Origin of the sequence: Bacillus thermozeamaize (assembly GCA_002159075.1) — a bacterium.
Classification (GTDB): Bacteria; Bacillota; Bacilli; order ZCTH02-B2; family ZCTH02-B2; genus Bacillus_BB; species Bacillus_BB thermozeamaize.
Genome location: LZRT01000097.1, coordinates 36,479 through 62,417 on the forward strand (window position 1 = coordinate 36,479; position 25,939 = coordinate 62,417).

At 58.4% G+C, this 25,939-nt stretch carries 25 protein-coding genes, 2 pseudogenes and 2 other annotated features; of the genes and pseudogenes, 23 read left to right on the top strand and 4 right to left on the bottom strand.

The annotated features are described in order from the left end of the window. Positions 1-49 precede the first annotated feature (49 nt). Positions 50-1,345, bottom strand: coding sequence for an MFS transporter (locus tag BAA01_06420; GenBank protein ID OUM85787.1), 1,296 nt, complete (start codon positions 1,343-1,345; stop codon positions 50-52). Positions 1,346-1,503: 158 nt separating this feature from the next. Here BAA01_06420 and BAA01_06425 point away from each other — a divergent pair, with 158 nt between their 5' ends. The 4 genes and pseudogenes from BAA01_06425 to BAA01_06440 all read left to right on the top strand — a co-directional run bounded on the left by BAA01_06425 (position 1,504) and on the right by BAA01_06440 (position 3,482). Next, positions 1,504-2,121, top strand: a complete 618-nt coding sequence (locus BAA01_06425) for a metal-binding protein (protein ID OUM85762.1) — start codon at positions 1,504-1,506, stop codon at positions 2,119-2,121. Between the two features lie 65 nt (positions 2,122-2,186). After that, complete coding sequence (locus tag BAA01_06430) at positions 2,187-2,561, top strand: hypothetical protein (protein OUM85788.1); 375 nt, start codon at positions 2,187-2,189, stop codon at positions 2,559-2,561. 297 nt (positions 2,562-2,858) lie between these two features. After that, positions 2,859-3,170 carry an alkyl hydroperoxide reductase gene (locus BAA01_06435; GenBank protein ID OUM85763.1) on the top strand — a complete coding sequence of 104 codons (312 nt, stop codon included), beginning with the start codon at positions 2,859-2,861 and terminating at the stop codon, positions 3,168-3,170. Positions 3,171-3,350: 180 nt separating this feature from the next. Continuing rightward, positions 3,351-3,482, top strand: a pseudogene (locus BAA01_06440) (proline reductase). A 170-nt stretch (positions 3,483-3,652) separates the two neighbouring features. Here BAA01_06440 and BAA01_06445 read toward each other — a convergent pair. Continuing rightward, complete coding sequence (locus BAA01_06445; GenBank protein ID OUM85764.1) at positions 3,653-4,027, bottom strand: hypothetical protein; 375 nt, start codon at positions 4,025-4,027, stop codon at positions 3,653-3,655. A gap of 220 nt (positions 4,028-4,247) precedes the next feature. On the opposite strand from BAA01_06445, the gene BAA01_06450 reads away from it, so the two are divergent. The 19 genes from BAA01_06450 to BAA01_06540 all read left to right on the top strand — a co-directional run bounded on the left by BAA01_06450 (position 4,248) and on the right by BAA01_06540 (position 24,549). Continuing rightward, positions 4,248-4,466 carry a hypothetical protein gene (locus BAA01_06450; protein ID OUM85765.1) on the top strand — a complete coding sequence of 73 codons (219 nt, stop codon included), beginning with the start codon at positions 4,248-4,250 and terminating at the stop codon, positions 4,464-4,466. Positions 4,467-4,517: 51 nt separating this feature from the next. Then, positions 4,518-4,727: a binding site (cobalamin riboswitch), on the top strand. Between the two features lie 141 nt (positions 4,728-4,868). After that, entirely contained in the window at positions 4,869-5,630 is a 762-nt protein-coding gene (locus BAA01_06455) for a cobalamin biosynthesis protein CbiM (protein OUM85766.1), read from the top strand. 15 nt (positions 5,631-5,645) lie between these two features. After that, positions 5,646-5,957 (top strand): cobalt ABC transporter substrate-binding protein CbiN, encoded by a 312-nt coding sequence (locus BAA01_06460; GenBank protein ID OUM85767.1) that lies wholly within the window; start codon positions 5,646-5,648, stop codon positions 5,955-5,957. Next, a complete protein-coding gene (locus BAA01_06465) occupies positions 5,954-6,757 on the top strand; it encodes a cobalt ECF transporter T component CbiQ (GenBank protein OUM85768.1) in 804 nt (267 codons plus the stop codon). Before BAA01_06460 ends, BAA01_06465 begins: the two co-directional genes overlap by 4 nt. A gap of 12 nt (positions 6,758-6,769) precedes the next feature. After that, complete coding sequence (locus BAA01_06470) at positions 6,770-7,651, top strand: cobalt ABC transporter ATP-binding protein (GenBank protein ID OUM85769.1); 882 nt, start codon at positions 6,770-6,772, stop codon at positions 7,649-7,651. Positions 7,652-7,655: 4 nt separating this feature from the next. Beyond that, positions 7,656-11,456 (top strand): cobaltochelatase subunit CobN, encoded by a 3,801-nt coding sequence (locus tag BAA01_06475; protein ID OUM85770.1) that lies wholly within the window; start codon positions 7,656-7,658, stop codon positions 11,454-11,456. Continuing rightward, positions 11,443-13,605, top strand: coding sequence for a hypothetical protein (locus BAA01_06480; protein OUM85771.1), 2,163 nt, complete (start codon positions 11,443-11,445; stop codon positions 13,603-13,605). The genes BAA01_06475 and BAA01_06480 overlap by 14 nt, the downstream gene beginning before the upstream one ends. Before the next feature lie 65 nt (positions 13,606-13,670). Next, the gene (locus BAA01_06485; GenBank protein ID OUM85772.1) at positions 13,671-14,273 is read left to right on the top strand and encodes an ATP:cob(I)alamin adenosyltransferase; all 603 of its coding nucleotides are present in this window, start codon (positions 13,671-13,673) and stop codon (positions 14,271-14,273) included. Between the two features lie 115 nt (positions 14,274-14,388). Then, complete coding sequence (locus BAA01_06490; protein OUM85789.1) at positions 14,389-15,180, top strand: hypothetical protein; 792 nt, start codon at positions 14,389-14,391, stop codon at positions 15,178-15,180. 113 nt (positions 15,181-15,293) lie between these two features. Next, positions 15,294-15,480 (top strand) — a binding site (cobalamin riboswitch). 345 nt (positions 15,481-15,825) lie between these two features. Beyond that, positions 15,826-16,794 (top strand): iron ABC transporter substrate-binding protein, encoded by a 969-nt coding sequence (locus tag BAA01_06495; protein ID OUM85773.1) that lies wholly within the window; start codon positions 15,826-15,828, stop codon positions 16,792-16,794. Positions 16,795-16,804: 10 nt separating this feature from the next. Continuing rightward, a complete protein-coding gene (locus BAA01_06500) occupies positions 16,805-17,845 on the top strand; it encodes an iron ABC transporter (GenBank protein OUM85774.1) in 1,041 nt (346 codons plus the stop codon). 139 nt (positions 17,846-17,984) lie between these two features. Continuing rightward, on the top strand, positions 17,985-18,752 hold the full coding sequence (locus BAA01_06505; GenBank protein ID OUM85775.1) for an ABC transporter ATP-binding protein: 768 nt from the start codon (positions 17,985-17,987) through the stop codon (positions 18,750-18,752). Positions 18,753-18,870: 118 nt separating this feature from the next. Then, positions 18,871-19,950 carry a nicotinate-nucleotide--dimethylbenzimidazole phosphoribosyltransferase gene (locus tag BAA01_06510; GenBank protein ID OUM85776.1) on the top strand — a complete coding sequence of 360 codons (1,080 nt, stop codon included), beginning with the start codon at positions 18,871-18,873 and terminating at the stop codon, positions 19,948-19,950. Next, positions 19,950-20,591, top strand: a complete 642-nt coding sequence (locus BAA01_06515) for a bifunctional adenosylcobinamide kinase/adenosylcobinamide-phosphate guanylyltransferase (GenBank protein ID OUM85777.1) — start codon at positions 19,950-19,952, stop codon at positions 20,589-20,591. The genes BAA01_06510 and BAA01_06515 overlap by 1 nt, the downstream gene beginning before the upstream one ends. Before the next feature lie 186 nt (positions 20,592-20,777). Beyond that, positions 20,778-21,737 (top strand): cobalamin biosynthesis protein CobD, encoded by a 960-nt coding sequence (locus BAA01_06520; GenBank protein ID OUM85790.1) that lies wholly within the window; start codon positions 20,778-20,780, stop codon positions 21,735-21,737. A gap of 23 nt (positions 21,738-21,760) precedes the next feature. Next, positions 21,761-22,561 (top strand): cobalamin 5'-phosphate synthase, encoded by an 801-nt coding sequence (locus BAA01_06525; GenBank protein OUM85791.1) that lies wholly within the window; start codon positions 21,761-21,763, stop codon positions 22,559-22,561. Positions 22,562-22,582: 21 nt separating this feature from the next. Continuing rightward, complete coding sequence (locus BAA01_06530; GenBank protein OUM85778.1) at positions 22,583-23,698, top strand: threonine-phosphate decarboxylase; 1,116 nt, start codon at positions 22,583-22,585, stop codon at positions 23,696-23,698. Further along, entirely contained in the window at positions 23,699-23,989 is a 291-nt protein-coding gene (locus BAA01_06535) for a hypothetical protein (protein ID OUM85779.1), read from the top strand. Then, positions 23,950-24,549, top strand: coding sequence for an ATP:cob(I)alamin adenosyltransferase (locus BAA01_06540; protein ID OUM85780.1), 600 nt, complete (start codon positions 23,950-23,952; stop codon positions 24,547-24,549). Before BAA01_06535 ends, BAA01_06540 begins: the two co-directional genes overlap by 40 nt. Before the next feature lie 104 nt (positions 24,550-24,653). Here the strand turns inward: BAA01_06540 and BAA01_06545 are convergent, their stop codons facing one another. Both BAA01_06545 and BAA01_06550 read right to left on the bottom strand, forming a co-directional pair. Next, positions 24,654-25,568, bottom strand: a complete 915-nt coding sequence (locus tag BAA01_06545; protein ID OUM85781.1) for a hypothetical protein — start codon at positions 25,566-25,568, stop codon at positions 24,654-24,656. 93 nt (positions 25,569-25,661) lie between these two features. After that, positions 25,662-25,939: pseudogene (locus BAA01_06550) on the bottom strand (transposase).

Here is a 25,939-nt window from a genome sequence, read left to right on the forward strand (position 1 = left end):
TGAAGTAGAACAGGGGCTGTTCCTCAGGACCGGAACAGCCCCTCTCATTTCATGTCCGTACCCGGCCGCGCGCCCGCTTCTGAATGAGATGGCTGGGAAAAAAGGGCATTTTTTTGCGTTTTGCATTTTTTTCTGTCTGGCCGCCGTTTTTGGCCGGATGGATGAGAAATAAGCCCAACAAGGCGGCAAAGGCCACCAGACTGGCCACGGATGCCAACATCACGGTTCTGGAGATGTCCATTAACCAGCTGAACACAGGCGGCCCGATAGCCACGCCCAAAAACCGGACACTGCCGTATATCGAGGTGATCATGCCGCGTTCTGCCTTGCGCACGGCGCCCGTGATAAAACTGTTCAGACAGGGCAGAACGGCGCCGGTACCGATGCTGCCCAGCGTAATCAGGCCGATAAACAGATAGAGGTTCTTGAATAAAATGGCCAGCGCCAGGCTGCCTGAAAGGGCGAAAAGTCCAGTAATGATCAGGAATTTCATCAGCTTTCCGTTTTTTCGGATGAGGGAACCGGTGACAAAGGAGGTGACCACCATACCGAGCAGCGGGATGGCCAGTACGCCTCCCTTCCACACGCCGTCAATCTGATACTGGGATTCCAGGACTTCGGAGAGGTAAAACAGAATGCCAAACAGCACAAACAGCCCAGCTGAACCGGCAAAAAACGCACAGAGCAACCATCGTCCTTCCCGCTTGAAAATGTCACCGAGAGCGCGAACATATTCACGCAGGGAAGGCGATTTTTCTTTCTGTACCGGTTCTTTCACCATCAGCCACACCATCAGGGCGGAGACGGCACACAGGATGGGGAAGGCAAAAAAAGGAGCCCACCAGGCGATGAGGCCGAGCAACGAGCCGGCAATGGGACTAATCACCTTCCCCATGCCATTGGCTGATTCAGACAGTCCCAGTGCCCTGCTTTGTGCGCCGCCCCTGAAGAGATCGCCCAGCAAAGCCATGGCGATGGGTGCTGTGCCGGCAGCTCCCAGCCCTTGCAAGGCACGCCCTGCAATGATCAGAGCATAGGGCTTATCCACCCATAGAGCGGCAAAGCCAGCCAGCAATCCTCCGGCACCGTACAGCAAAACAGAAGGGATGATCACCGCCTTGCGGCTGATGCGATCGGAGAGGAAACCGGCCAGGGGAATGACAATTCCAGCCGTGAGCGAAAATAACGTGATCAACAAGCTGACCTGAAATTGGCTGATTTTCAAGGCAGATTTTATCTGTGGCAATACGGGAATGAGCATGGAATTGCCCAGCACCATGATCAAGGGGACGCTGGTCAATGCGACTAAGTCTTTGGTTTTGCCGGATGATTTGCTTTCAGCCACATACATGCTCCTCTATGCGTTCGTGATAATGAGGATGAGATCAAATCTGTTCCTAATGTCTCCTGGGGAAACGGCGACTATTCACCTTTTGCAGCTTTCGGCCAAAGGGTTACAATGACAGTAAGCGCAACGCACTTTGAGCAGATGGAGGGATAGGTATGAAAATCATCACCCGGCCTTTGGGAATGTGGCAAACCAATTTTTATCTGCTGGTCAACGAAGCGACCAACGAGGCGGTGGTTATTGATCCCGGTTACGGGGAAGATCAGATCTTGTCGCTGATCAAACCGTATCAGGTCAAAGCGATTTTGCTCACGCACGCCCATTTGGATCACATTGGCGGCCTGGCGGCGACCAAGGAAGCGACGGGTGCCCCGATATACATCCATGAAGCGGTCAAGGATTGGCTGATTGACCCCAGGCTCAACATGTCGGTATCGTTTGGCCAACCGATTGATGGGCCGCCCGCAGACGAACTGCTGTACGATGGGCAGCGGCTGGCATTGGCAGGATGGGAGCTGGAGGTTCGGCATACCCCCGGACACACGCCGGGATGCGTCTCCTTTGTCGCCAATGACGTCGTTTTTGCGGGAGACACGTTGTTTCAAGGTTCCATTGGCCGGACCGATTTTCCGGGAGGCGACTTTGACCAATTGGCCCGTTCGATTCGGGAAAAGCTGTACACCCTGCCTGATGAGACCGTCGTTTATCCCGGCCATGGTCCAGCCACAACCATCGGAGAAGAAAAACGGTACAACCCGTTTGTCCGTGCATAAAATCGGCCGGCTCATCCAAGCTATGGTTGTATGCCCTAGAATCCGGGAGGTGCGACCACTTGAGATTGGAGCCGCCGCAGCGCAGCATTTTGGCGACATTTTCCTCTTTCGATCAGGCGGAAAAGGCCGTCTCCGAGCTGAAGAAAAGCGGCTTTGAGACGGTCCAGATGGACGAGGTGAGGATGGATCCGGGCGAGCCGACCGACGCGTTTCACAACCTCATCACCGGAAAGGTTCCGGGCCTGGGAAATGTGGTGCTGGGTACCGATTTTACGAACCGGGATGCGGCCGTCTTGTTGGCCGCCGATCCGAGCGCGAGTGGGATGGCAGACGGCAACGAAATGGCGATCACCCGCAATGTGCTGGTCACCGTCATTGCCGATGAAAAGGATTTGCCCGAGGCCGAGGAGATTCTTCACAAACACGGGGGCATTTTTTAAAATTAATTATCAAGAAACAATAAATTTATTTTCACATTGTCATCATTTGTTCAGCCAGGTTCAAACATGGTATACTGCCATTTGGGACATCCCATTCCAAGACCAGGCAGTAAGGAGGATGAGGGAATGCCGAAAGGTGCAACAGAGACAAAGACACTGAAGGTAGGCGACAAGGCACCTGATTTTACCCTGAAAGCCACGGGTAATCGCGTCATCACCTTGAGTGACTACTTCGGCAAGAAAAACGTTTTTATCGCTTTTTATCCGCTGGATTGGACGCCTGTTTGAGGGGCGCAAATGCCTTCATACGAGGACGATCTGCCTCGTTTTGAAGAGTATGATACCCAAGTTTTGGGTATTAGCGTTGACAGCATTCCCAGTCATGAAGCTTGGCAGAAGTCGCTTGGCGGCATCACCTATCCGCTTCTTTCAGACTTTTATCCGCACGGCGCAGTGGCCGAAAAATACGGTGTTCTTAGGGATGAGGGGATGAGTGAGCGGGCTCTCTTTATCATCGACAAAGAGGGAATTATCCGCTTCATCGACGTGCATCCCATCGATCAGCTGCCGGACAACGAGGAGTTGTTTGAAGTCCTTCGCAAGCTGTAACATCCTTCGTAACGCCAGATTCACGCAACGAGCATGTACATCCCTGTACATGCTCTCTTTCCCGTCGATAATGCAAGAAAACAAAATCATGAACAAAAACTCGCGACATACGAAAATTAACGAAAAAACACGTTCCCATCGATCGCCTTCGGAAACTGGCGGTTGAGGGTTTATCGGTGGGTGGGCGACAAGCACATCACGATGATGGGGGATGCGATGCGCCTGAAGAAAATTGTCGAGGAAACGGTCCCGGCCGTGGCCAAGGAGATCACACGCTCCAAGGCGGATGGGGTGCTCTTGACAGCGGGGTGACCTTTGTGCCGTCGTACCGTGGTCACGGTGCAGCGGGCGATTGGAGCCGCCGGCATTCCAACGGTCCTTGTCACCCTGAATCCTGACCCATCCGGCGTGATGCGCCACCGCGGGCGATTCACCTACGTGATGGACTTTCCCAGCTATTGATCCATCTGTTCCTGAGCCCCTTAATTTTTGGGACGGGGGTTCGTTTTCTTTCTTCGGTATTTCAAGAAATCGACGAACAGTTGCACCTCTGTCATTTCCTTTTCGTCCAGTTCCTCCATCCACGTGTAGAAATGGCTCGTTTCCCGGACGGTACTGGCAGAGACGCCTTTTTCTTCCCCCAAGACCAGCCAGTCAAGGGAGACACCAAAAAAGTTGGCCAACGTGATCAATGTGTCTGCGGTCGGGCTGACCTCTCCCTTTTCAATGCGGCTGAGGTTGGCGCGCGAAATCCCGGTTTGACGTGCCAATTGTTCGAGCGTGAGGCGGTGGACCTCTTTCCGCAGATGCCGCAGGCGGTTTCCGAGGGAATCCAGTCGCTTGTCGAGGTGTGACAACCTAACTCTTCCTTCCGTCATTTTCCTTCATTATTTCTCTTTGACATCGCGAAAATCCCTTATAAGAGAAAATTTTGTTGAACATTCCCGAAAACGGGATTATAATAAAAGCAGTGATGACTTTTTGTAATTCATTCCAGATAGTCCCATTATACATCGATGCGGCGTTTCTTCACAGAGGGATGATGGACGGAATGAAAGAGGGAAAGGGGAAGAGGATGTGAAACGGCGGAGGCAACTGACGCCATTTGGCTTGCGCGTGAAAAAACGATTGCTGGATTTGGGAATCACGCAAAAAGAATTTTGCCGGGAGCACCAGATACCGGAGAGCCGTTTCAGCGAAATGCTGTCCGGAAAGAAGACAGGATTGAGATACCAGCGGCGGGTGGCGCAGCTGTTGGGGATCAGTGACGGATGGCAGGATGAGAGCCGGCTTTGAGGAATTGCCCTTGTTTTTTAAACTTTCTATGCTACAATCAATAGGGACAACTTCATACGATCGTTCCATGGTGCCGTTTGGATGATTTCCAAATGGCTTAAAAGGGAAGTTCGGTGAAAATCCGACGCGGTCCCGCCACTGTGACAAGGAGTGGCATCGCCAGTGTGACCCACTGTTTTCTGCGCGGACGGAAAATGGGAAGGGCGCGATGCTGCGTTTGTACTTGGAGCCAGGAGACCTGCCATGGAACGGAAGCAACCGGACTCACGCGGATGAGGAGGTGCAGCATATGGGCGATGGGTGATTTGGCATCTTTTCCGAGCGTGGAAAGATGCTTTCTTTTTTATTTTGTTTTTTCTGTAAACATGTTCGTGAAAATGTGTGAACGGGGAGGTGCCGAGTGTGAAGCGATCTGGTTTTTGGTTGCTATTGTCGCTGGGTTTGACCGTGTTTTTCTTCACGGCGTCGCCGCAGGAGGCCCATGCCATGCACATCATGGAGGGGTTTTTGCCGCTTCACTGGAGCCTTTTCTGGTACGCCATGTTTTTGCCCTTTTTCTTCCTGGGGCTGCGTTCCCTGGCGCGGGTGGTGAGGGAGCATCCGGATGCCAAACTGTTTCTCGGGTTGGCCGGTGCCTTTGCCTTTGTTCTCTCGGCGTTGAAAATGCCGTCGGTCACCGGCAGCAGCTCTCATCCCACAGGGATGGGGCTTGGGGCATTGTTGTTCGGACCGCCGGCGATGACGGTTCTGGGGAGTCTGGTTTTGCTGTTTCAGGCCTTGTTCCTGGCGCACGGGGGGGTGACCACGCTGGGAGCCAATGGGTTTTCGATGGCGGTTGCCGGTCCGTTTGTCGCATACGGCTTTTTTCATCTTATCCGGAAAGCGGGCGGGAATCAAAAGCTGGCTGTTTTTGCAGCCGCAGCGCTGGGGAACCTTTCCACCTATGTGGTCACGTCATTTCAGCTGGCATTGGCCTTCCCGGACGCAACGGGCGGGGTAATGGCCGCATTCCTCAAATTTGCGGGCATATTTGCCGTGACACAGGTACCGCTGGCGATCAGCGAAGGGATTTTAACGGTGTTGGTCTGGAACTGGCTGGTGGCGCAACCAACGCGGGAACTGCGGACCCTGCCCATCTTCCAAAGAGAGGCGTTGGAGAAATAGAGGGGGAACAGGAGAATGAAGCGGAATGGATGGAAGACAAACGCGGCGCTCGTCGGATTGCTCGTGGCGTTGGTGGCGGGCCCGCTGTGGCTCATCAAGAGTAAAGACTTTAGCGGAGCCGATGCGCAGGCGACCGAGGCGATCAGCCAGATGGCCCCGGATTATCGGCCGTGGTTTGAGCCGTTGTTTGCGCCGCCTGGCTCGGAGGTGGAGAGTTTCCTGTTTGCGTTGCAGGCAGGGATTGGCGCGGCTGTCATCGGGTACATCGCCGGCTTGCTGCGGGGCCGGATGGAAAGAGAACGGACGCGGGGCGGATCGGACCAGTGAGGTTGCACATGGATACCCTGGCCTATACCAATCGCTTGCGGGGACTGCCGCCCGAACAGAAGCTTCTTTTTGCCTGTGGAACGTTGTTGATTGCGCTTCTCGGCCATCCTCTTGTGCAGGCGGGCGTGTTTTTGTGGATGAGCGGCTGGATCGTGGCATATGCCAGAATCCCGTTGAAAACGTATGGCGGTTTGTTGAGCGTGATCTCCGCATTTTTAATGATGAGTTTGCCGGCCTTGTGCGTCTCATGGATGCCGGCACGACAAATGCCGGCCGCCGTTGCCGATGTCTGGGCCGGAATTCGCTTGGGAGCGTACACCATATACCTCAGCCACACGGGCGTGGCGCAGGCGCTGCAAGTGGCCCTCCGCGCAGCGGCCGCCGTTTCCTGCCTCTCTTTTGTCTTGTTGACGGTGCCTTTTGCCGAGCTGTTGCAGGTCATGCGCAGGATGCGCGTGCCACCGTTGTTGACGGAGCTGCTGCTGGTGATGTACCGGTTTGTCTTTGTCCTGCTGGAGACAGCGGAACAGATTTGGATTGCCCAAGTGTCCCGCGGCGGATACCGGGGATTTCGCCAGGGGATGAGCGACCTGGGGCGGCTGATCGTCAAGCTGTTTGTCCGTACCAACGAGCGGGTTCAACAGTTGGCGACGGGGCTGTCCGCCCGGGGTTTCACGGGCCAGTTGCAGGTGGTCAGCGCGGTTGGTTATCAACCTTCCCGCCGCTATGCGGTGGAAGCGATGGCCGGCTGGCTTCTGCTGTTGTCCCTGGAATGGTGGTTGAGGACCCATGGTGGATGAGGACGGGATGAGATGATTGAGTGGTTGTTGGAGTTTGAGGAGGTGCACTTTGCCTATCCAGGAGCGGCGGAGAAGGCGCTGCACGGTTTGAGCATCCGCGTTCCCCCGCGGAAGAAGTGTGTCCTGCTGGGGCGTAACGGGTGCGGCAAATCGACGTTCTTGTTGCACGCCAACGGCATTTGCCGTCCGCAACGCGGAGTGGTGAGGTGGCGCGGACAGGCGTTCCGTTATGAGCGCAAATGGCTGGCGGAGATTCGCCGCAAGGTGGGACTCCTGCTGCAAGATCCCGAGCAGCAGTTTGTGGCTGGTACCGTCGCGGAGGATATTTCTTACGGCCTCTGCAACCTGGGGTTGGCGGAAGCGGAGGTGAAACGGCGTGTTTCAGACATTCTGGAACAATTTGAGCTTGTCCGCTTTGCCCAACATCCTCTCCATCAGTTGAGCCTGGGGCAGAAGAAGTGGGTTGCCCTGGCAGGGGTCATGGCGGTGGAACCGGAATTGCTGTTGCTGGACGAACCCACCGCCTCCTTGGATCCGTTCCATGAGAAACGCTTGCTTGCGGAATTGGATCGCCTGCACGAAGCGGGGACGACCATTCTCATGGCCACGCACGATCTGGATCTGGCGCTGGCGTGGGGAGAGTGGATCTTTGTCATGGATCAGGGCCGGTTGGTGTTGGAAGGCCCGCCCGAAGAGGTGTTCAGCCAACGGGAGGTGTTGACGGCGATCCGGCTCGGCGTGCCGCTGCTGGCGGAAGTCTGGCTGGTGCTGAAGGAAACGCTGGGTCAAACATGGGCCGTTCCGGTGCGGGGGATGCCCCGCACGGTGGAGGAGTTGCGGCGGTTTTTGCCGGCAAGCCTGGACGGGACAAACAGAGATGCGGAGGAGGGATGACCACGTGATCATCTACCTGACGACGGCGGACACCGATATTTTGACGTTGCGGGCGGCCCTGGATGGGTTGCCGGACGGTTTCCCCCCGATCCGCGCGGCCAATGTGACGGACTGGGGCGAACGGGAGGAGGCGGCTGACGCCTTTTTGGATGCCTGGCTGGAGCAAGCCGGTGTCGTGGTGTTGCGCCTGCTGGGAGGAAAAAAAGCGCATCCCGCGGCTTTTGAGCGGATTGTGGCTGTTTGCCACAAAAAGCGGATCCCCCTGCTGGCCTGGCCGGGGGATCAGGAGCCGTACCCGGAGCTCGTCGAGGCGACCAACGTGGCTGTTTCGCTGTCCAACCGGGCGATGCTCTATGCCGTCTACGGCGGCGTGAAAAACTTTCAGCAACTGTTGCGGATGATCAGCGACACCTGGCTGGGCACCCGCTTCGGCTACGATGAGCCGGCGGAACTGCCCTGGGCGGGCATCTACCAAAAAGGTTCCCTGGAAGCGCTGGATCTTGCGGCATGGCGAAAAACCGCCGATCTGGGCCGGCCGGTGGTCGGGATCCTCTTTTACCGCGCCCACTGGATGAGCCGCAACCTGAAGTTTGTGGACGATCTGATCGACGCATTGGCGGCGCAGGGGTGCACCGCCCTGCCCATCTTCACCCAGAGCCTGAAGCTGGATCAAGCTGGAAAGGGAGAGCGCCGGTTTCTTGACTTCCTGATGGATGAAACGGGTCAAACGCTCGTCGATGCCTTAATTGTCACGCTGAGCTTTTCCGCATATGCACAGCAGGAGGCGGAACAGGCATGGCTGGAACGCCTGGATGTGCCCGTCTTCCAAGCGATCATCTCGCTGCACAGCCGGGAGCGTTGGCAAAAGAGCGAGGCCGGGCTCATGCCGGTGGATGCGGCGATGAACGTGGCGATGCCGGAGTTTGACGGCCGAATCATCACGGTACCGTTTTCTTTCAAAGAGCTGGTTCAGGAGGATCCTGTTCTCGGGGCCCCCCTTCGCCGCTACGTGACGGTGCCGGATCGCGTGGATGTTCTGGCTCGCCTGGTGAGCCGCTGGATCCGGTTGCGGAAGAAACCGCGCGCCGAGAAAAAGATTGCCTTTTTGCTGACCAACTACCCCCACAAAAACTCCCGTATCGGCAACGCGGTGGGCCTGGATACGCCCAATTCCTTGGTCAGGATTCTCCACGCGATGGCCGAGGCGGGGTACGACCTGGGCGATGCGGCGCAGCTGCCGCGAGACGGGGATGAGTTGGTGCACCGTCTGATTGCCCGCTGCAGCAACGACCGCGACCATCTGACCGAGGAACAGCTGGCCAACGCGGAAGGGCATCTCACCAGGCAGGCGTACCAAAAGCGTTGGGCAGAGATTCCGTCCGATGCCCGGGAAAAGATCGTGGAAAGCTGGGGCCAGCCGCCGGGAGAGATTTTTTTGTACGACGAAAAACTGGTGATCCCCGGCCTTCGCTTCGGCAATATTTTCGTTGGCCTGCAGCCGCCCCGGGGCTTCGGGGACAATCCGATCGCGATCTACCATAGTCCCGATCTGGTGCCCACCCATCACTATATAGGCTATTACGATTGGCTGCGGGAGATTTTCCAGGCGGACGCGGTGGTGCACGTCGGCAAACACGGCACCCTCGAGTGGCTGCCGGGAAAAGGGACCGGCCTTTCCAAGAGCTGTTTTCCGGAAGTGGTATTGGACGATTTGCCCAACTTTTATCCTTACATCATCAACAACCCCGGCGAGGGGACGCAGGCGAAGCGGCGCAGTCATGCCACGATCATCAGCCATCTGGTGCCGGTGTTGACGACTGCCGACACCTACGATGCGCTGGCCAAGCTGGAGCAGTTGCTGGATGAGCACGCCCAGATGCAGGTCCTGGATCCGAAGAAGCTGCCGCACATTGAACGGGAAATCTGGCAGACAGTCGTCGGGGCCCAGCTGGACAAAGATCTGCAGGTGGAAACCTATCCCGAAGATTTTGAGGCGTTTATCGGTGAGATCGACGGGTACATCTGTGAACTGAAGTCTGCCCAGATTCGTGACGGCCTTCACATTTTAGGGCAACTGCCGGGTGATGAAGAGGCCTGGGCGGATTTGCTCTATGGATTGTTGCAGCTGCCGTCAGGTGAGCGGATGTCCTTGCCGGAAGCGGTGGCGAGCGGATTGGGCCTGAACTGGCAGGAACTAGAGGAGGATGTGGGAAGAAGGCGGGAACGCGCCGTGCCGGCCGAAGGCATCCGGAAAGTCCGGACGGCCGGCCGGCTGCGGGAAGAGATTGTGCGCCTCAGCAAAGCGCTTTTGAAAACAGCGGTGATCCGGCCCGCTTTGGGTGACGCGATCACGCGCAGCGCCGGGGCGATGCAGCTGCCTGCGCCCTTGCTCTCGCCCGGGAGCCCTGCGGCCAAGGTGATCGCCTATGCGCGCGAGGACCTGCTTCCCCGGCTGCTAAAGACGTCACAAGAGATCACGAACCTGCTGCACGGGCTGGACGGCGGTTTCGTGCCGCCGGGTCCCAGCGGTTCGCCCACGCGGGGGATGCCGGACATCTTGCCTACCGGGCGGAACTTTTATTCGGTGGATCCCCGCGCCCTGCCGTCGCCGGCGGCTTGGGAGACCGGGAAGCAACTGGCGGAGAAGCTGATTGCCCGTTATCTGGAGGAAGAGGGGAAATATCCCGAAACGGTGGGGATTGTGGTTTGGGGCACTTCGGCGATGCGCACCCGCGGCGACGATGTGGCGGAAATTCTCGCCCTTCTCGGGGTGAGACCCGTCTGGCAGCAGGAAAGCCGCCGGGTCGCAGGCCTGGAGGTGATTCCTCTGGCCGAGCTGGGCCGCCCCCGGGTGGATGTGACGGTGCGGATCAGCGGCTTCTTCCGGGATGCTTTTCCGAACCTGGTTCAGCTGATCAACCAGGCGGTCGAGATGGTCAGCCGGCTGGATGAGCCGGATGAGCAAAATCCCCTCGCGCGGCATGTGCGCGAGGAGACCGCCGCCAAAGTGGCTGCCGGCCTTCCGGAAGCGGACGCGCGGGAGACTTCGATGTACCGCGTGTTCGGCAGTAAACCGGGCACGTATGGCTCCGGCCTCTTGCCTTTGATCGAGAGCCGCGAGTGGCGGGATGAGCAGGATCTGGCCCGCGTGTTTCTCACCTGGTCGGGCTATGCTTATACCCAGGAGCACTACGGCAAGCCGGCGGCAGCGGAATTCCAAAACCGGTTGAAAAAGGTGCAGATCGCCACCAAAAACCAGGACAACCGGGAACACGACATTTTTGACAGCGACGATTATTTTCAGGAGCATGGCGGGATGGTGGCCACGATCCGCTCATTGACAGGCAAGGATCCGAAAATGTACTTCGGTGACTCGGCCCATCCGGCGCACGTGCGGATGCGCGCCCTGTCTGAGGAGGCGAGGCGCGTCTTCCGTACCCGGGTGGTCAACCCCAAGTGGCTGGCCTCGGTCCAGCGCCATGGCTACAAAGGGGCGCTGGAGATGGCCAACACCGTCGATTTTCTCTTTGGTTACGATGCCACGGCCCGGATCATCGACGATTGGATGTATGAGCAGCTGAGCCGGACGTACGTACTGGATGACGCGATGCGGGCATTTTTCCGCCGCGCCAATCCCTGGGCTTTCAAAGACATTGCGGAACGGTTGCTGGAGGCAGCCCAGCGGGGCATGTGGCAGAAGCCGCGCCCTGAGACGTTGCAAGCGCTGGCGGAAGCCTTGTTGGCCGCGGAAGGATGGATCGAAGAAGGGAGCATGGAGAGGAGAGAAAAGGGTGAACGCAGCTAAGCCCGTTTTCCCGTTTACTGCCATCGTCGGACAAGAGGACCTGAAGCTGGCGCTGTTGCTCAATGCCGTCTCAGGCAGGGTGGGTGGCGTGTTGATCCAGGGGGAAAAGGGCAACGCCAAGTCGACGGCCGTGCGGTCCCTGGCCGCCCTTCTGCCGCCCATTCCCGTCGTTCCAGGGTGTCCTTATCGTTGTGATCCGGAAGCGCCTTTTGTCTTCTGTCCCCATTGCCAGGGAAGGCCCTGGGAGGGGGAGGCGGCATGGCGAAAGCCGCCGCTGGTCGAGCTGCCTCTGGGGACGACGGAAGACCGGCTGCTCGGCCATCCGGACCTGGAGGCGCTGCTCGCAAAAGGGGAACGCTGCTTTCAGCCAGGGCTTTTGGCGCAAGCGCACCGGGGGATTTTGTACGTGGATGAGGTCAATCTGTTGGAGGATCATCTGGTGGACTACCTCCTGGATGCTGCCGCTTCCGGCTGGAACCGTGTGGAGCGAGAAGGGTTTTCCCTCACCCATCCGGCCCGCTTTATCCTGGTGGGGACGATGAATCCCGAGGAAGGGGAGCTGCGTCCGCAACTTCTGGATCGCTTCGGTCTGGCCGTGGAGGTGGTGACGCCGCAGACGGTGGAGGAGCGAATGGCGGTGATGGAGCGGCGGATGGCCTTTGAGCAGGATCCAGATGCCTTTTGTCGCCAATGGGAGGAGCGGCAGGCAGAGGTGGCCATGCGGGTCAGCCTGGCGCGGGAGCGGCTGCATCGGGTTCAGATGCCGCGGGAGCGGATGGAGCAGGTGGCCCGGATTGCTTTGGAGGCGCGGACGGAAGGGATGCGCGCCGATCTGGTCATCTGCGAGGCGGCCAAGGCCCTGGCTGCTTATGGGGGAAGGGATGTGGTGACGGCGGAGGATGTCAACCAGGCCGCCCGTCTGGCCCTTTTTCACCGTGCCCGCCAGCCTTGGCAGCCTGACCCGGGTGATGGGGGCAGCAGGCAGGGAACGGATGGCGAAGCCTCTTTCGCTCCTGAAACAGGGGAGCGGGGGGAGCATGGGCCTGCAGAGGGGGAAGAGGGCGAGGAGCAAGGACAGATGGGCCGGGAGGCGATGGAAAGCTCCCGTGGTTCCCTGGAGAGGGATTCTGTGAGGAAACCGGCAACGACAGCAGGGAATTTAGATTCTCTTTCAGGCAATCCAGACGTTCCTTCCGGGGAACCGGGTACAGGGACGGAGATGTTTCCAGGTGAACGGCGAATGGAGCAGATGTTCCCCCTGGATAGCTGGTTTCGCGCGCAATCCCCCCATCTGGACGGAGAGGTGAAGCGACCTTCAGCCAAAAAGGCCCGCCGTGGTTACGGTCCAGCCTCCCGCGGGATGAAAACGGGAGTAGCGCACCCCTTGAAAGGGCGGCGGGTCGGCACCCGCCCGCTTTCCGATGCCGGCCTGGCACGCGTGCGGCGCATCGATTGGACCAAGAGCCTATACAAGGCTGCTTTGCACCAGCGGGCAAGAGGAGGCATCCACCTCCGGCCGGAGGATCTGCAGCAAAAAGTATTCCGCCTGAGGCGACGGCGCCTGTCCTTCTTTTTGATCGATGCCAGCGGTTCCATGGCCAGTTATCGACGGATGGCCCAGGTCAAGGGCGCCGTTTTTTCTCTCGTGGAGGCCGCCTATCGGCGGCGCGAGATGTTTGCTCTTGTTGCGTTCCGCAATCGGCAGGCGGAATTGCTGCTTCCGCCGTCGCGCAGCCTGCAGGCGGCCCGGAAGGCATTGGAAGCGCTTCGTACCGGTGGCAATACGCCGTTGGCCCTAGGATTGCGCAAGAGCCGGGAGCTTTTTCTGCGCTGGCGGGAAAAACAGCCGCAATGGCAACCGCATTTGGTGCTGTTTACGGATGGCAGGGTCAATTTGCCGCAAGTCTCCCTCCAAAGCAAGGGTGAACCTTCTCCTGTTGCGGAGGTGCTGAAGGAGGCAAGATGCCTTGCCCGGGAAGGCATTTCCGCCACGGTTATTGATACGGAGACAGGCTGGCTTCGGTTGGGGTGCGCCCGTTTGCTTGCCGAAGCGCTCCAGGCGCCGGTGATCCGTCTGGATGACCTCCGGCTGGAGGGGATGAAGGGGCCGGGAATGGCAGAAGATGATGTTTTTACCGGAAATGATTGAAAATGACCTTTATAAACATAAAGGAACTATAAACATAATAAGGAGCGATAAAGGAGCGTTGTCCGATGAAGATTTACACGCGTCGGGGAGATGCCGGCGAAACCGCGGTCTTCGGCGGCCGGCTGCCCAAGGATGATGTGCGGGTAGAAGCTTACGGGACGGTGGATGAGGCCAACTGTTTTGTCGGCGATGCCATCGCTCGCATGGCGGAGCGGGATCGGGAAAAGTATGCCGATATGATCGCGTTGCTCACGGAGGTGCAACAAGAACTGTTTGACTGCGCCGGCGACCTGGCCGTGATCAAGGAGCGGCGCCCGTACAAGGTGAGCGCAGAACACGTGGAGCGCCTGGAAAAGTGGATCGACCATTATTTGCCGCAGGCACCCGCGGTGAAAAAGTTTGTGTTGCCCGGCGGCACATCCATTGCTTCTGCCCTGCATCTTTGCCGGAGCGTCGTCCGCCGGGCGGAGCGGCGCGCCGTGACGCTCACCCGCCAAGGCGAGATCAATCACGAGGTGCGGCATTATTTAAACCGCCTTTCCGATCTCTTTTTTGTGATGGCCCGGGCCGCCAACGCCCGCGAAGCGGTGGAGGACATTCAATATGAGCGGGGGCGCGAGGTTTTCCGCAACAGGTCACGGTTGGAGAAGCAGGAACAGGCGGAGTGAGCCGGCTGCCTGATTCACCCCTCCTGCAAGGAAGAGGTGATGTTTCTTGCGCGGTTATGCTACAATCAACAAACAGGAGCGGTGAGAAAGCGGCGAGGGACTAGGGGTGATCGAAATGAAAGTTCAGGGGTATATCCAGGGGTTGCATCATCAAGTATGGGAGCCGGTGCAGTACTTTTTGCAACTGGATGAGCAGCAGGTGGCTCTGAACGACTGGCTGGATCAGGAACTCTCCCTCTCTTTTTTGCATGAGAAAGCCTGCATCCACTGTGGGCGAAAGGTCAAGAAGACCTACAACAACGGGTATTGTTACCCCTGTTTTCGCGATCTGGCGGAAAACGATCTGTGCATCGTAAAGCCCCACGAATGCCATTTTCATCTCGGTACATGCCGGGATGAGGCATGGGCCGAGGTACACTGCATGACACCCCACATTGTCTACTTGGCCCTCAGCAGTGATGTCAAGGTAGGGATTACGCGCAAGGGGAACTCCATCAAGCGATGGATTGACCAAGGGGCAATCCAGGCCATCCCGATTGCCGAATTGCCGACGCGCAAGATGGCCGGGGAGCTGGAAGCCCATTTGAGCCAGTATTTGCCGGACAAAACCAACTGGCGGCGAATGCTGGCCGGCGAGCTGGCAGAGGCGGACCTGTTTGCCGTCCGCGATCAGGTGCGGGAATGGGTGCCTGAGCATTTCCGTTCCTTCCTGCTGGATGACGGGCAGTTGGTCGAAATCATGTACCCGATGCTGGAGCAAATTCAAAAAATCCGTCCATTGAACCTGGACAAGCAGACGCAAATTTCGGGCCGTCTTGTCGGCATCAAGGGCCAGTACCTGATTTTTGAACATGGGGTATTTCATGTGAAGAAACATAGCGGATACAAAGTGGCCATTGAGGCTTAAACACTTGTTCAACAAGTGGGAATCGTCTATAATGAAAGCATCAGTTGACCGGTCAAGCTGAAAGCTTTCAAGAAACGAACGATTCATTCCTTGCGGACTTGTCACTTTACAAGTGCATAGAGCGGCAAATAGGTCACCCGTACAGCGGGTGTGAAAAGGGAAGTCCGGTGCAAATCCGGCGCGGTCCCGCCACTGTGAATGGGAGAACCCAACATGCCACTGTTCGCATCTTGCGAATGGGAAGGGTTGGTGTTTCGATGACCATGAGCCAGGAGACCTGCCTATTTGCAACTGCTATCCTTCGCGGAAGGGCAATGGCGGTACGACGGATGCCTCTCGCTGCAGGCAAGGGCTGGATGTCGTGGCGTTCTTGCGGCCACGGCAAGTTTTTGCTGCTCTTGATGTCTTTGATTTCCTTGATTTCCAGAGCGGCCTGCCCGCCTGAACAGAGCGAGATCGTCATCGGTCGTTTCATCCATCATGAGCGGATGTCGCAGACATGATCCCCTGCCTTTTTGTGAAGGCAGGGGTATTTCTTTTTATCCGCGGTAGCGGAAAACACCATCGACGAAACCATCATGGCGCAGGAAAAGCTTCAATCTGGAAAACATCAATAAAAATCTTAAGGAGAGGAATGCGGTAACGATGAGTTGGAGAAGAAAATGGCGGTTTTTGCATGTGGCATTGCTTGTGGTCGTTCTTCTGACGGCGGGATGCGGGGGTGCCGCTTCCAATTCGCAGCCCGAGCAACAGCCGGCACCGGCGGAAAATGGCGCATCAACTTCTGCTTTTCCCCTGACGATCACAGATGCCTCGGGTGCGGAGATTCACCTGGAAAAGGCGCCCGAGCGACTGGTGTCCCTTGCGCCGTCCAATACAGAGAATGCCTTCGCGCTGGGACTGGGCAGCAAAATGGTGGGCGTGACGGATTGGGACAATTACCCTGAAGAAGTGAAGGAAATCGAGAAGATCGGGGGACTCGAGCCGAACATCGAAAAGATCCTCTCTCTGGAGCCCGACCTGGTTATCGCCCACGTGTCAGCCAACAACAAGTCGATCCAGCCGCTGCGGGATGCAGGCCTGAAGGTGCTGGCATTGCCGGACTCGAAGAATTTTAATGGGGTGTATGAAGCCTTGCGTATGCTCGGAAAAGCGACAGGCACCCTGGACAAGGCGGAAGAGGTCATTCAGCAGATGGAGCAGAAAAAGGCGGCGATTACCGCAAAAGTGGCTGATTTGAGCGAAAAAGAAAAGGTGAAGGTCTGGGTGGAGGTCAGTCCCGATCTTTACACGGCTGGCCGGGGGACTTTTATCGATGATCTCATCCGGTTGGCCGGCGGGATAAATGTGGCGGCAGAGGAAGAAGGTTGGGTGCAACTTTCAGAAGAGCAGGTCATCGCAGCACAGCCGGATGTGATCATCACCACCTATGGGGGGTATGAAACAGAAAAACCGTCGGAGCAAATCCGCGCCCGCAAGGCCTGGGCCGATCTTCCCGCTGTCAAAGAGAACCGGATTTATGATCTAAACAGCGATCTGGTCTCCCGTCCCGGCCCTCGCCTGGTGGAAGGCCTGGAACAGGTGGCCAAGTGCCTGTATCCGGAACGTTTCTAAATCAGGGTGCATGAACTTGTACAAAAAGTGGCTCATTCTGGCCTGGATCTGTGGCCTGGCGGGCGTATTGCTGACGAGCGTCGTGATCAGCGTGTCCATTGGCAGCGCCCGGCTGCCTGTGGATGTGGTTTGGCGGATTCTCTTATTGAAGGCGGGCCTGTATCCGGACACCTTGGCTGATTGGCCCGCGTCGGCGGAGACGATTGTCTGGCAGGTCCGGCTGCCGCGGATTTTGCTGGCCATGCTTGTCGGCGCTGCTTTGGCAGTGGCTGGCGTAGGGTTTCAGGCCGTTTTGCGCAACCCTTTGGCTGATCCTTATATTCTCGGTGTGTCGTCGGGCGCCGCCTTGGGTGCGGCAGTGGTGATCGTCTTTGGCTGGCAGAGCTTGCTCGGCGAGTGGACCATTCCGGCGGTGGCATTTAGCCTGGGGCTTTTGACCCTGTTCCTGGTCTACCGGCTGGCGATGGTGGAACGGGGGGTGGCCATGGAGACGCTGCTGTTGTCAGGTGTGGTGGTACAGGCTTTTTTAGGCGCCTTGCTTTCCTTTTTTCTTTCGATTTCGGATGACCGGATGCAGCAGATCATATACTGGCTGATGGGCAGTTTTGCCTTGAAGGATTGGGTTTCTTCCTGGGTCGTCCTTCCTTTCCTGATGTTCGGCTGGCTTCTTTTGTTTGCGCTGAGCAATTCCCTGAACATCCTCTCGCTTGGCGAAGCGCAGGCAGCCCACCTGGGGGTCTCGGTGGATCGGGTCCGCCTGTTGGTCCTGACCGCCTCCACCCTGATGACGGCGGCGGCCGTGTCCGTTTCGGGGACGATTGGCTTTGTGGGACTCGTCATTCCGCATATGATGCGTCTGCTCGTCGGCGCCGATCACCGGATCCTGATCCCCGTGTCCACGCTGGCGGGATCCATTCTGATGGTATGGGCAGATACGGCAGCCCGGATGGTTTTTTCCCCGCGCGAATTGCCGGTCGGCGTGATCACGGCTTTGTTGGGAGCTCCCTTTTTTGCCTACCTGCTGCGGCGGGTCCGGCGGCAGCGGGGGTAATCCCGTCCGGTCAATGGGAGAGAGCCAATCGCGGCGAGTGGAAATCGCATGGCATCCGGAACCAGTCACAAGCAAGGCGCTCACAGTTCACAAGCAAGGCGCCCACAGTGTTCGATCGTGCGGAAAGGGGAGAGGCGAGATGCTGTCCGTGGAGGGCTTGAGCAAGCGGTATGGGGAACAGGTTGTCCTGCAGGACATTCAGTTTGAAGTGGGCAGAGGGGTGTTTCTCAGCATCCTGGGGCCGAACGGATGCGGAAAGAGCACGTTGATCCGGCTGTTGGCGGGGATTGAACGGCCCGATACCGGCCAGGTGAGGCTGGAGGGCAAGCCGGTGCTGGCTTATCGCCGGAAAGAATTGGCCAGGAAAGTGGCGGTGGTCCGCCAGGAAGGCCTGCCTCCTTTGCCCTTTTCGGTACAAGAGGTAGTGATGATGGGCCGGTTTGCCTATCAGAGATGGCTTCAGAGCCCCACGCCGGAGGATGAACGGGTGGTGGAGCAGATTCTGGAACAAACCGGGCTCATCCACCTGCGTCACAAACCCCTTGAGCAGCTCAGCGGTGGTGAGCGACAGCGAGCGGCCATTGCCCAGGCAATGGCCCAACAGCCCCGCCTGCTCCTCCTGGACGAGCCCACCACATTTCTGGATATCGGTTATCAAATCGCGCTGTTAAACCTGATCCGCCAATGGCAGACGGGGTGTGGCCTGACGGTCATCGCCGTCCTGCACGACTTGAATCTGGCGGCCCTGTATAGCCAACAGCTGATCCTGATGCACCAGGGACGCGTCCGGTGCTTCGGTTCCTTGCAGGAGGTGCTGACTGAACCGCTGATTCGCGAGGTGTACGGGACCTCCCCGATTATCCTTCCCCATCCGCGGAAAGGGGTCCCCCAGGTGCTTTTGGCCTGAGAAGGCCCGAAAAGTGAAAGCAGTAAAGTGATGGTTCGCAGAAAGCAGTCAAGTTTCGGTTCGCATGCAACATGATCCGGACAATGCCGGCAACAAGGACAGAGGAAGGAGAGAGCGGATGTCGTTTCAGGAAGAGGTGCGACAGGGGATTCTGCCGCTGGATGAAGGATCGATGCGGGAGGCCGCGCAGCGGCTGGATCAACTCACCAAACCCCCGGGCAGCCTGGGCCAACTGGAATCGCTGATCATCCGCTGGTGCGGGATCACCGGGGGAAAGATGCCCCGTCATCCGGCCAAAGGCGTGTTGTTGATGGCCGGGGATCACGGGGTGGTGTCGGAAGGCGTGACGCCCTATCCGCAGACGGTGACAGCCCAGATGGTCCAGAATATTCTCGCGGGAGGGGCGGCCATCAATGCGGTGGCAAGGGCTGTCCGCGCCCAGGTGACGGTGGTGGATGTGGGCGTCTGCCAGGAACTGCCGGAGCATCCCCGTTTATGGCGGCAGAAGGTGCGTCCGGGGACGGCCAATCTGATGCGGGCGCAGGCCATGACATTGGAGGAAGCGGAGCAAGCGGTTCGTGTCGGGATCAACGCGGCCTGCCGGCTGGCTGAGACGGGCGTTCAAGTTTTGGCTCTGGGAGAGATGGGGATTGGCAATACGACGCCCAGTTCCTGCCTGCTGGCGGCCTTGACCGGGTTGCCGGCCGAGCAGGTAGTGGGCATGGGAACCAGCATGGATGAAAGGACCTACCGCCGTAAAGTGACTGTGGTCAAGGAGGCGCTGCGATTTCACCGGCTGGAAGGTGGCGTGGGCAAGGATGATCTCCTGCACGTGATGGCCTGTGTCGGCGGACTGGAAATTGCCGCTCTGGCCGGGGCGGTCATTGGTGCGGCCCGGGCACGGATTCCCGTCGTTTTGGACGGGTTCATCGTCACTGTGGCGGGCCTTTGGGCTGTCCGGTTTTGTCCGCCTGTCAAGCCCTATCTGTTCACCTCGCATGTCTCGGCGGAAAAAGGGCACCAGATCGCCTTGGACCTGCTGGACCAGCGGGCGCCGCTCCACTTCCAGATGCGGCTTGGTGAAGGGACAGGGGCAGGGATGATGCTGTCCGCCTTTGATGTGGCGGCTGAGGTGCATTGGGGAATGGCCACGTTTGCCGAAGCCGGCGTGGACAACCGGAAGGGAGAGGGTGCGTGATGTTCTGCCTGATCACAGGCGGCGCCCGATCCGGCAAAAGCAGGTATGCTGAGCGGTTGATGGTTGAGTTGGTGCGGGGAAAACGGGAGAAGGGGGACGGCGGGGGAGAGGTCGTGTATGTGGCCACCGCCCAAGCTCTGGATGAGGAAATGGCGGATCGCATCCGCCGCCACCGCCAGCGGCGGCCGCCTGACTGGGAAACGGTCGAATCGCCCATGGCGCTTTTTTCCACCCTGCGCGAGCTGGCGGCACGGAAAGTCCCGCCGGCCGGCGTCCTGGTGGACTGCGCCACGCTGTACTGGAGTAACCGCCTCCTGGCGGTGGCCGCGCCGGAGGAGTCAGGGTCGGCTCAACAACTGGATAGCTTGGCAAGAATGGAACTGGCAAGCCTGGAAGCAGATCTGGAAGAGGAGATGCGCAGCTTCGGCGAGCAGCTGTCACGCATACCTTATCATTTGATCATCGTCACCAATGAGGTGGGCTGGGGGGTGGTTCCTGAAACGCCGCTTGGAAGGGCATACCGGGATCTGGCGGGGCGATGCAACCAGCTTTTGGCCAGCCTGGCTGACCAGGTGATCCTGATGGTATCCGGCATACCGGTCTGCATCAAACCTGAAACCGGTTATTCTGCCCATAAGTAGGATGCAGCATTTCCCGCAAGATTTCCTCAGGATTTCCCGCAGAAACGAAACTTGCGGCAAAGAGGGAATGAGAAGGTGGATGGGGATTTTTCGGCTTGGTTTTTGTCAACAATAACACCCGGCCTGGTGTGGACGGATGGGGATGATTGGGCTGACTGGGTCGGCTGGTTGCCGTCCGCTGCCGGGATGGTGGCGGCAGCCGGCCTGCTTCTGGATGCGGTGCTGGGCGATCCGGTTCGCCCCACCCATCCGGTGGTGCTCATCGGCAACGTGATCCGCTGGCTCGATCGGCTGCTGAACCGGCCGGGCTGCCGGGAGTGGCTTGCCAGGCTGGCCGGGATGGTTCTCGTTGGAACGGTGCTTTTGCTCGTATGCCTTGTTTCGCTGGGACTGGTGTGGATCAGCGGGCAGATCAGTCCCTGGTTGGCTTACGCCGTATCGGTGTGGGGGGTCTATGTCTCAGTGGCGCCACGCGAGCTGGCGCGGGCGGCAGAGGCTGTCCGGCGTCCGCTGGTGGAGGCAGGACCCGCAGGCCTTGTGAGGGCGCGGGAACATGTCGGAAAGATTGTTGGGCGCCAGACGCAGCACATGGACGAGCGGGAAGTCATCCGGGCGACGGTTGAGACGGTGGCGGAAAATGCGGTGGATGCCTTGGTGGCACCGGTGATGTACGGATTGCTTTTTGGTATGCCGGGGGCACTGGTGTACCGGGCGATCAACACGCTGGATTCGATGCTCGGGTATAAAAATGAGCGGTATCGGTATTTCGGCTGGGCAGCCGCCCGCTTGGATGACCTGGCCAACTGGCTGCCTGCCCGCCTGACCGGCTGCATGTTGCTGGGGGCCGGCGCTGTCCGCAGGCTGGATGTAAAGGGCGGTTTCTTTGCCTGGATGCGGGACGCGTCGGCCCATCCCAGTCCGAACAGCGGCATTCCCGAGGCGGTCGTGGCGGGGCTGCTCGGCGTTCGCCTGGGGGGAATCAACTGGTATCACGGCCGGCCGGTTCAGCGGGCCTATCTCGGTCAAGCGAAGCGTCCGATACAGGCGGATGACATTGTATTGGCACAGCGGCTGCTGCTGGATCTCGCCCTTGCCTGCGGCGCGGTGTCCGTGGCTTACGGACTCCTGCGGCTCCTGGTGAGCTGACGGTGGGTGAAATGGTGATGGGTGTGAAAAAAATGCTGGCCTCTCTGACGGTTGCCTGGCTGTTCCTGACGCGCATACCCCTTCCCGGCTGGTGGAGCGGATGGGCCGGTGCCCAGCAGGTGGCGTTTTATCAGACAGTTCCCTTCTTTCCCTTGGTTGGCCTGGCGCTCGGCGGATTGCTCTGGCTGGCTGACCTGGGAGTCAGCCAAGTGTTTTCGCCGCTTCTTTCTTCCCTCATCCTTGTCGTTCTCCTGGTCGTCATGACGGGAGGATTGCATCTGGACGGCTGGATGGACACGGCGGACGGCCTCTTGAGCGGCCGGGATCGCCAGAGAATGTTGGAGATCATGAAAGACAGCCGAGTGGGCGGACTGGGAGCGCTGGCTCTGGTCTGCCTCTTGTTGTTGAAATGGGGGGGACTTGCTGAATTGACCGAAGGACGCGGCCCGTTGCTGCTGATCATGCCGGTGGCGGGAAGGGTGGCGATGATGGGCTGCATCCTCTTCTGGCCGGATGCCCGGCAGGGAGGCGGATTGGGGAGTCTCTTCCACCAGGCAAATGTGAAAAGCGAAAGGGAGCGTAGGCGGTGGCGGTTTTCCGTCTGGTGTTCCATGCTGGTCATCAGTCTTCTGGTGACGGCTTGCTGCGGGGGGCGCGGCCTGCTGGTCATGTGGCTGGCTGTCCTGATCGGATGGGCCTGGGCCAGGCGTGTGGCGCGCCGTCTGGGAGGGCTGACAGGGGATGTCTTTGGCGCGGTGAACGAACTGGTGGAGGTGGTGGTTGTCTATACGTACCTGGCCGCAAGACTATTGCTATCAATTTGATGAGAAGAAGGGGGCGGGGTGATGCTGGAATGGCTGGGCCATGGCGGTGACTGGGTGACATTTGCGGAGCGTTATCCGGAGCAGGTGGCGAACGGGATTGACTTCAGCGCAAACATCAATCCGCTGGGACCGCCGGCGGCGGTCCGCCATCTCTGGAAGGAACTGATCCCCTTCCTCTCCCGCTATCCTGATCCGAGACAACGGCGACTTCGGGAACAGCTGGCTGAAAAACATGGGGTCTCTCCCCAGATGCTCCTGGTCACCAATGGCGGAGCGGAGGCGATTGACCTGCTCGTCCGGGCCATTCGTCCCGCCAGAGTCGGGGTGATTGAACCCTGTTTCTCGGAGTACCGGCAGGCCGCGGCACGGGCCGGAGCGGAAGTGGTCCGGCGAATGGTGCCGGATTCCGCGGAAGGCTTTGCCATCCCTTATTCTCTGGCGGAACAGCTCATCCGTGAGGTGGATCTGCTCATTCTCGGGAATCCGAACAACCCCACCGGCGCGCTGTGGGAGCGGAGCCAGTTGCTGGCATTGGCCGAGCAGGCCGGCCGGCGCAATTGTCATCTTTTGCTGGATGAAGCCTTTCTCGACTTTTTGCCGCAAGAGGAGCATCTCAGCATGATGGCCGCTGTTCCCCGGCTGCCCAATGTCGCGGTGGTCCGATCGATGACCAAAATGTATGCCGTGCCCGGACTCCGCTTGGGATATTTGGCGGCCAACAGGCGACTGGCGGAACGTTGCCGGCAGTTGCAACCCCCCTGGAGCGTCAACGGGATTGCCGAGCAGATCGGGCGGCTGCTGGTGCAAGACGAGGATTTTGTCCGAAGGACAAGGCAATGGCTGGCACAGGAGCGAAGATGGTTGACTGCAGCGCTGGAAAACCTGGCAAATGGGGAAGGGGTTCGTCTGGTGCCGATGGAGGCTGCGGTGAATTATCTTCTATTGAGGCTGGAATTTCCGGGTTGGACCGATCTCCGCCTGCAAAGCCGGCTGGCAGAGGAGGGGATCTTTATTCGGGCTTGCCGGACGTTTGCCGGGATGGGTGAGCGGTACGTCCGCATCGCTGTCCGGTCGCGGGAGGAGAACCGGCGACTGATCCAGGCGATGGAACGAATGGACTGGGAAGAAACGCAGTAAATGAAACGAACATGGGAACGTGCGGGCGGAAAAAGCGGGAGGATGGAGCGAGCAGCAACAAAGGACGATTCAGAAACTGGGGATGATAAAGAGGCTGGGGATTATAATGGTAGAGAGGCATGGCAGGATGCTATCAGGAACCTGCGAGGGTTGGCGAGGAGCCAGCCGTGCAGTGAAGCCGGCGGCCGGGAGTGTATGGGTTGCATATGGTTGCATGACCCAATGAAAAGCGGTGAAAAGGAGGAAGTCAAATGGTCCGATTGTACACACGGGGCGGCGATCAGGGAATGACAGGCGTGATCGGCGGCCGCGTCCCCAAAGACAGTGTCCGTGTCGAGGCGTACGGCACAGTGGATGAGGTCAATTCTTTTCTGGGGCTGGCCATTGCCCAGCTGGACGATGAAAAGTTTGCGGATCTGAAAAAGGATTTGCTGACGATTCAGCACGAGCTGTTTGACTGCGGAGCGGATCTGTCGCTCGTGATGAAGGAAGAAAAGAAGGAGGACGATGGGACACCGGCTGCACCCAAATACACGTACAGAGTCACAGCCGAAATGGTCCAGCGGCTGGAGTCGTGGATTGACCGGTACCATGCCGAAGCGCCGGAGATTCGCCGGTTCATCCTCCCAGGGGGATCGCCCGCCTCCGCCTATCTGCACGTCTGTCGTGTCCTGACCCGCCGGGCAGAGCGGCGGGTGGTGACCCTGGCGAAAGAGGAGCCGATCAATTTGGAGGTGAGACGTTATCTCAACCGCCTGTCCGACTTCTTTTTCGCCGTCGCCCGCTGCGCCAATGCCAGGGAAGGTGTTCCCGATGTGGAGTATGCACGCAGCGGCGAGGTGTTTCGATAGGGAATAACCATAAAAAAGAAGTGGTTGGAATCGGTTTCGATTGCGGGATGAGGCGTGAGGGGCTGCCTGGGCAACAGCGATTGGGGGCAGCCCTTTTTTCAATATTATTGTCCTGGAACGAGAAAGTGGATGCTTTCCAACTCATGGGGTGCCACGCCGATCAATAGAAAATATGGAACAAGCGCGATAAACATCACGGGCGAAATATAGTTTTGAGCCTCTTTAAAGGTGTTGCTCAGAATGCTGATCATCATCTGAATCGTGGCAAACAGGATGGCAAAAAAGACGATGCCCACAACCGTTGAGAAGAAGATCAGAAGGGTTTGACTTCCGTAATCAAGTTCGGCTGCCAGTTTGGTGGTCACGGTTTTGGTGATCAGGACAAAAGCCGCAATGGCGAAGATCCCGCTGACCGTTCCGAGCGTGGAGATGGTGAGCCATTTCGCCAGAATCAGTCTCTTTCTGCTGACTGGTGTGATCAAAAGCGCTTCCATTGTTTTTCGCTCTTTTTCCCCCGCGAAAAGATCCACAGCGGAAGAGAATCCTCCCAGCATGACCGACATCACGATGATGAGCGGAAACAGAACCGAGAGCAAAAGGATGGAGGCTTCATCGTTTTCAGATAACGCTTTGACTTGTATGGCAAAAGGCTTGACTTGGTTTGGATCGATGCCAGCTTTGCCCAGGCGGTCTGCCACGATGGCTTCCTCTTTCGCCGTCAGTTCTTGGAGAAACAAATCCATGGCCCGGGATACCTTCATGCTGGATTGTTCCGCATAAATCGTGATGGCGGCCGGCACGCCTTGGTTCAGTTTGTCCGCAAAGGCGTCGGAAAGCTCCAGTGCCATTTGTACTTCGCCGGCTTCTGCCGCCGCTTTTGGATCGGCTGTTTTGACCAACGTCACGTGTTGCAGTGAAGAGAGCCATGCCATCGTCGCCGCATCCGTAGCCCGCGAAACGCCCACGGTGGCTTTTTCGATGTTTTCTTCGGACTGAAAGAAGAGATGCTCGTTTGACACTCCACACGGCTTGTGCCGTGGGATTCTCGGGAACAGCGACCCGACGGCCGCTTCTTGACCGAGCGATCTCCGTGTGTCCCACGGTTCAGTTGGCTATGCCAACAGGCGCAATCCTTCTTGCAAAATGTTCCTTGCCGCATTGATGTCCCTGTCGTGGTGAGCTCCACACTCTGGGCATGTCCATTCTCGCAATGCCAAATCTTTCACTTCCCGATTGCGATAGCCGCATCCGGGAGTGGAGCATAGCTGGCTGGAAGGAAAGGTTTTGCTGACGGCCACCACGGTGCGCCCGTACCAATCGGCCTTGTATTCCAGCATGGAACGGAACATGGCCCACGAGGCATCCGCGATTGTCTTTGCAAGGTGGCGGT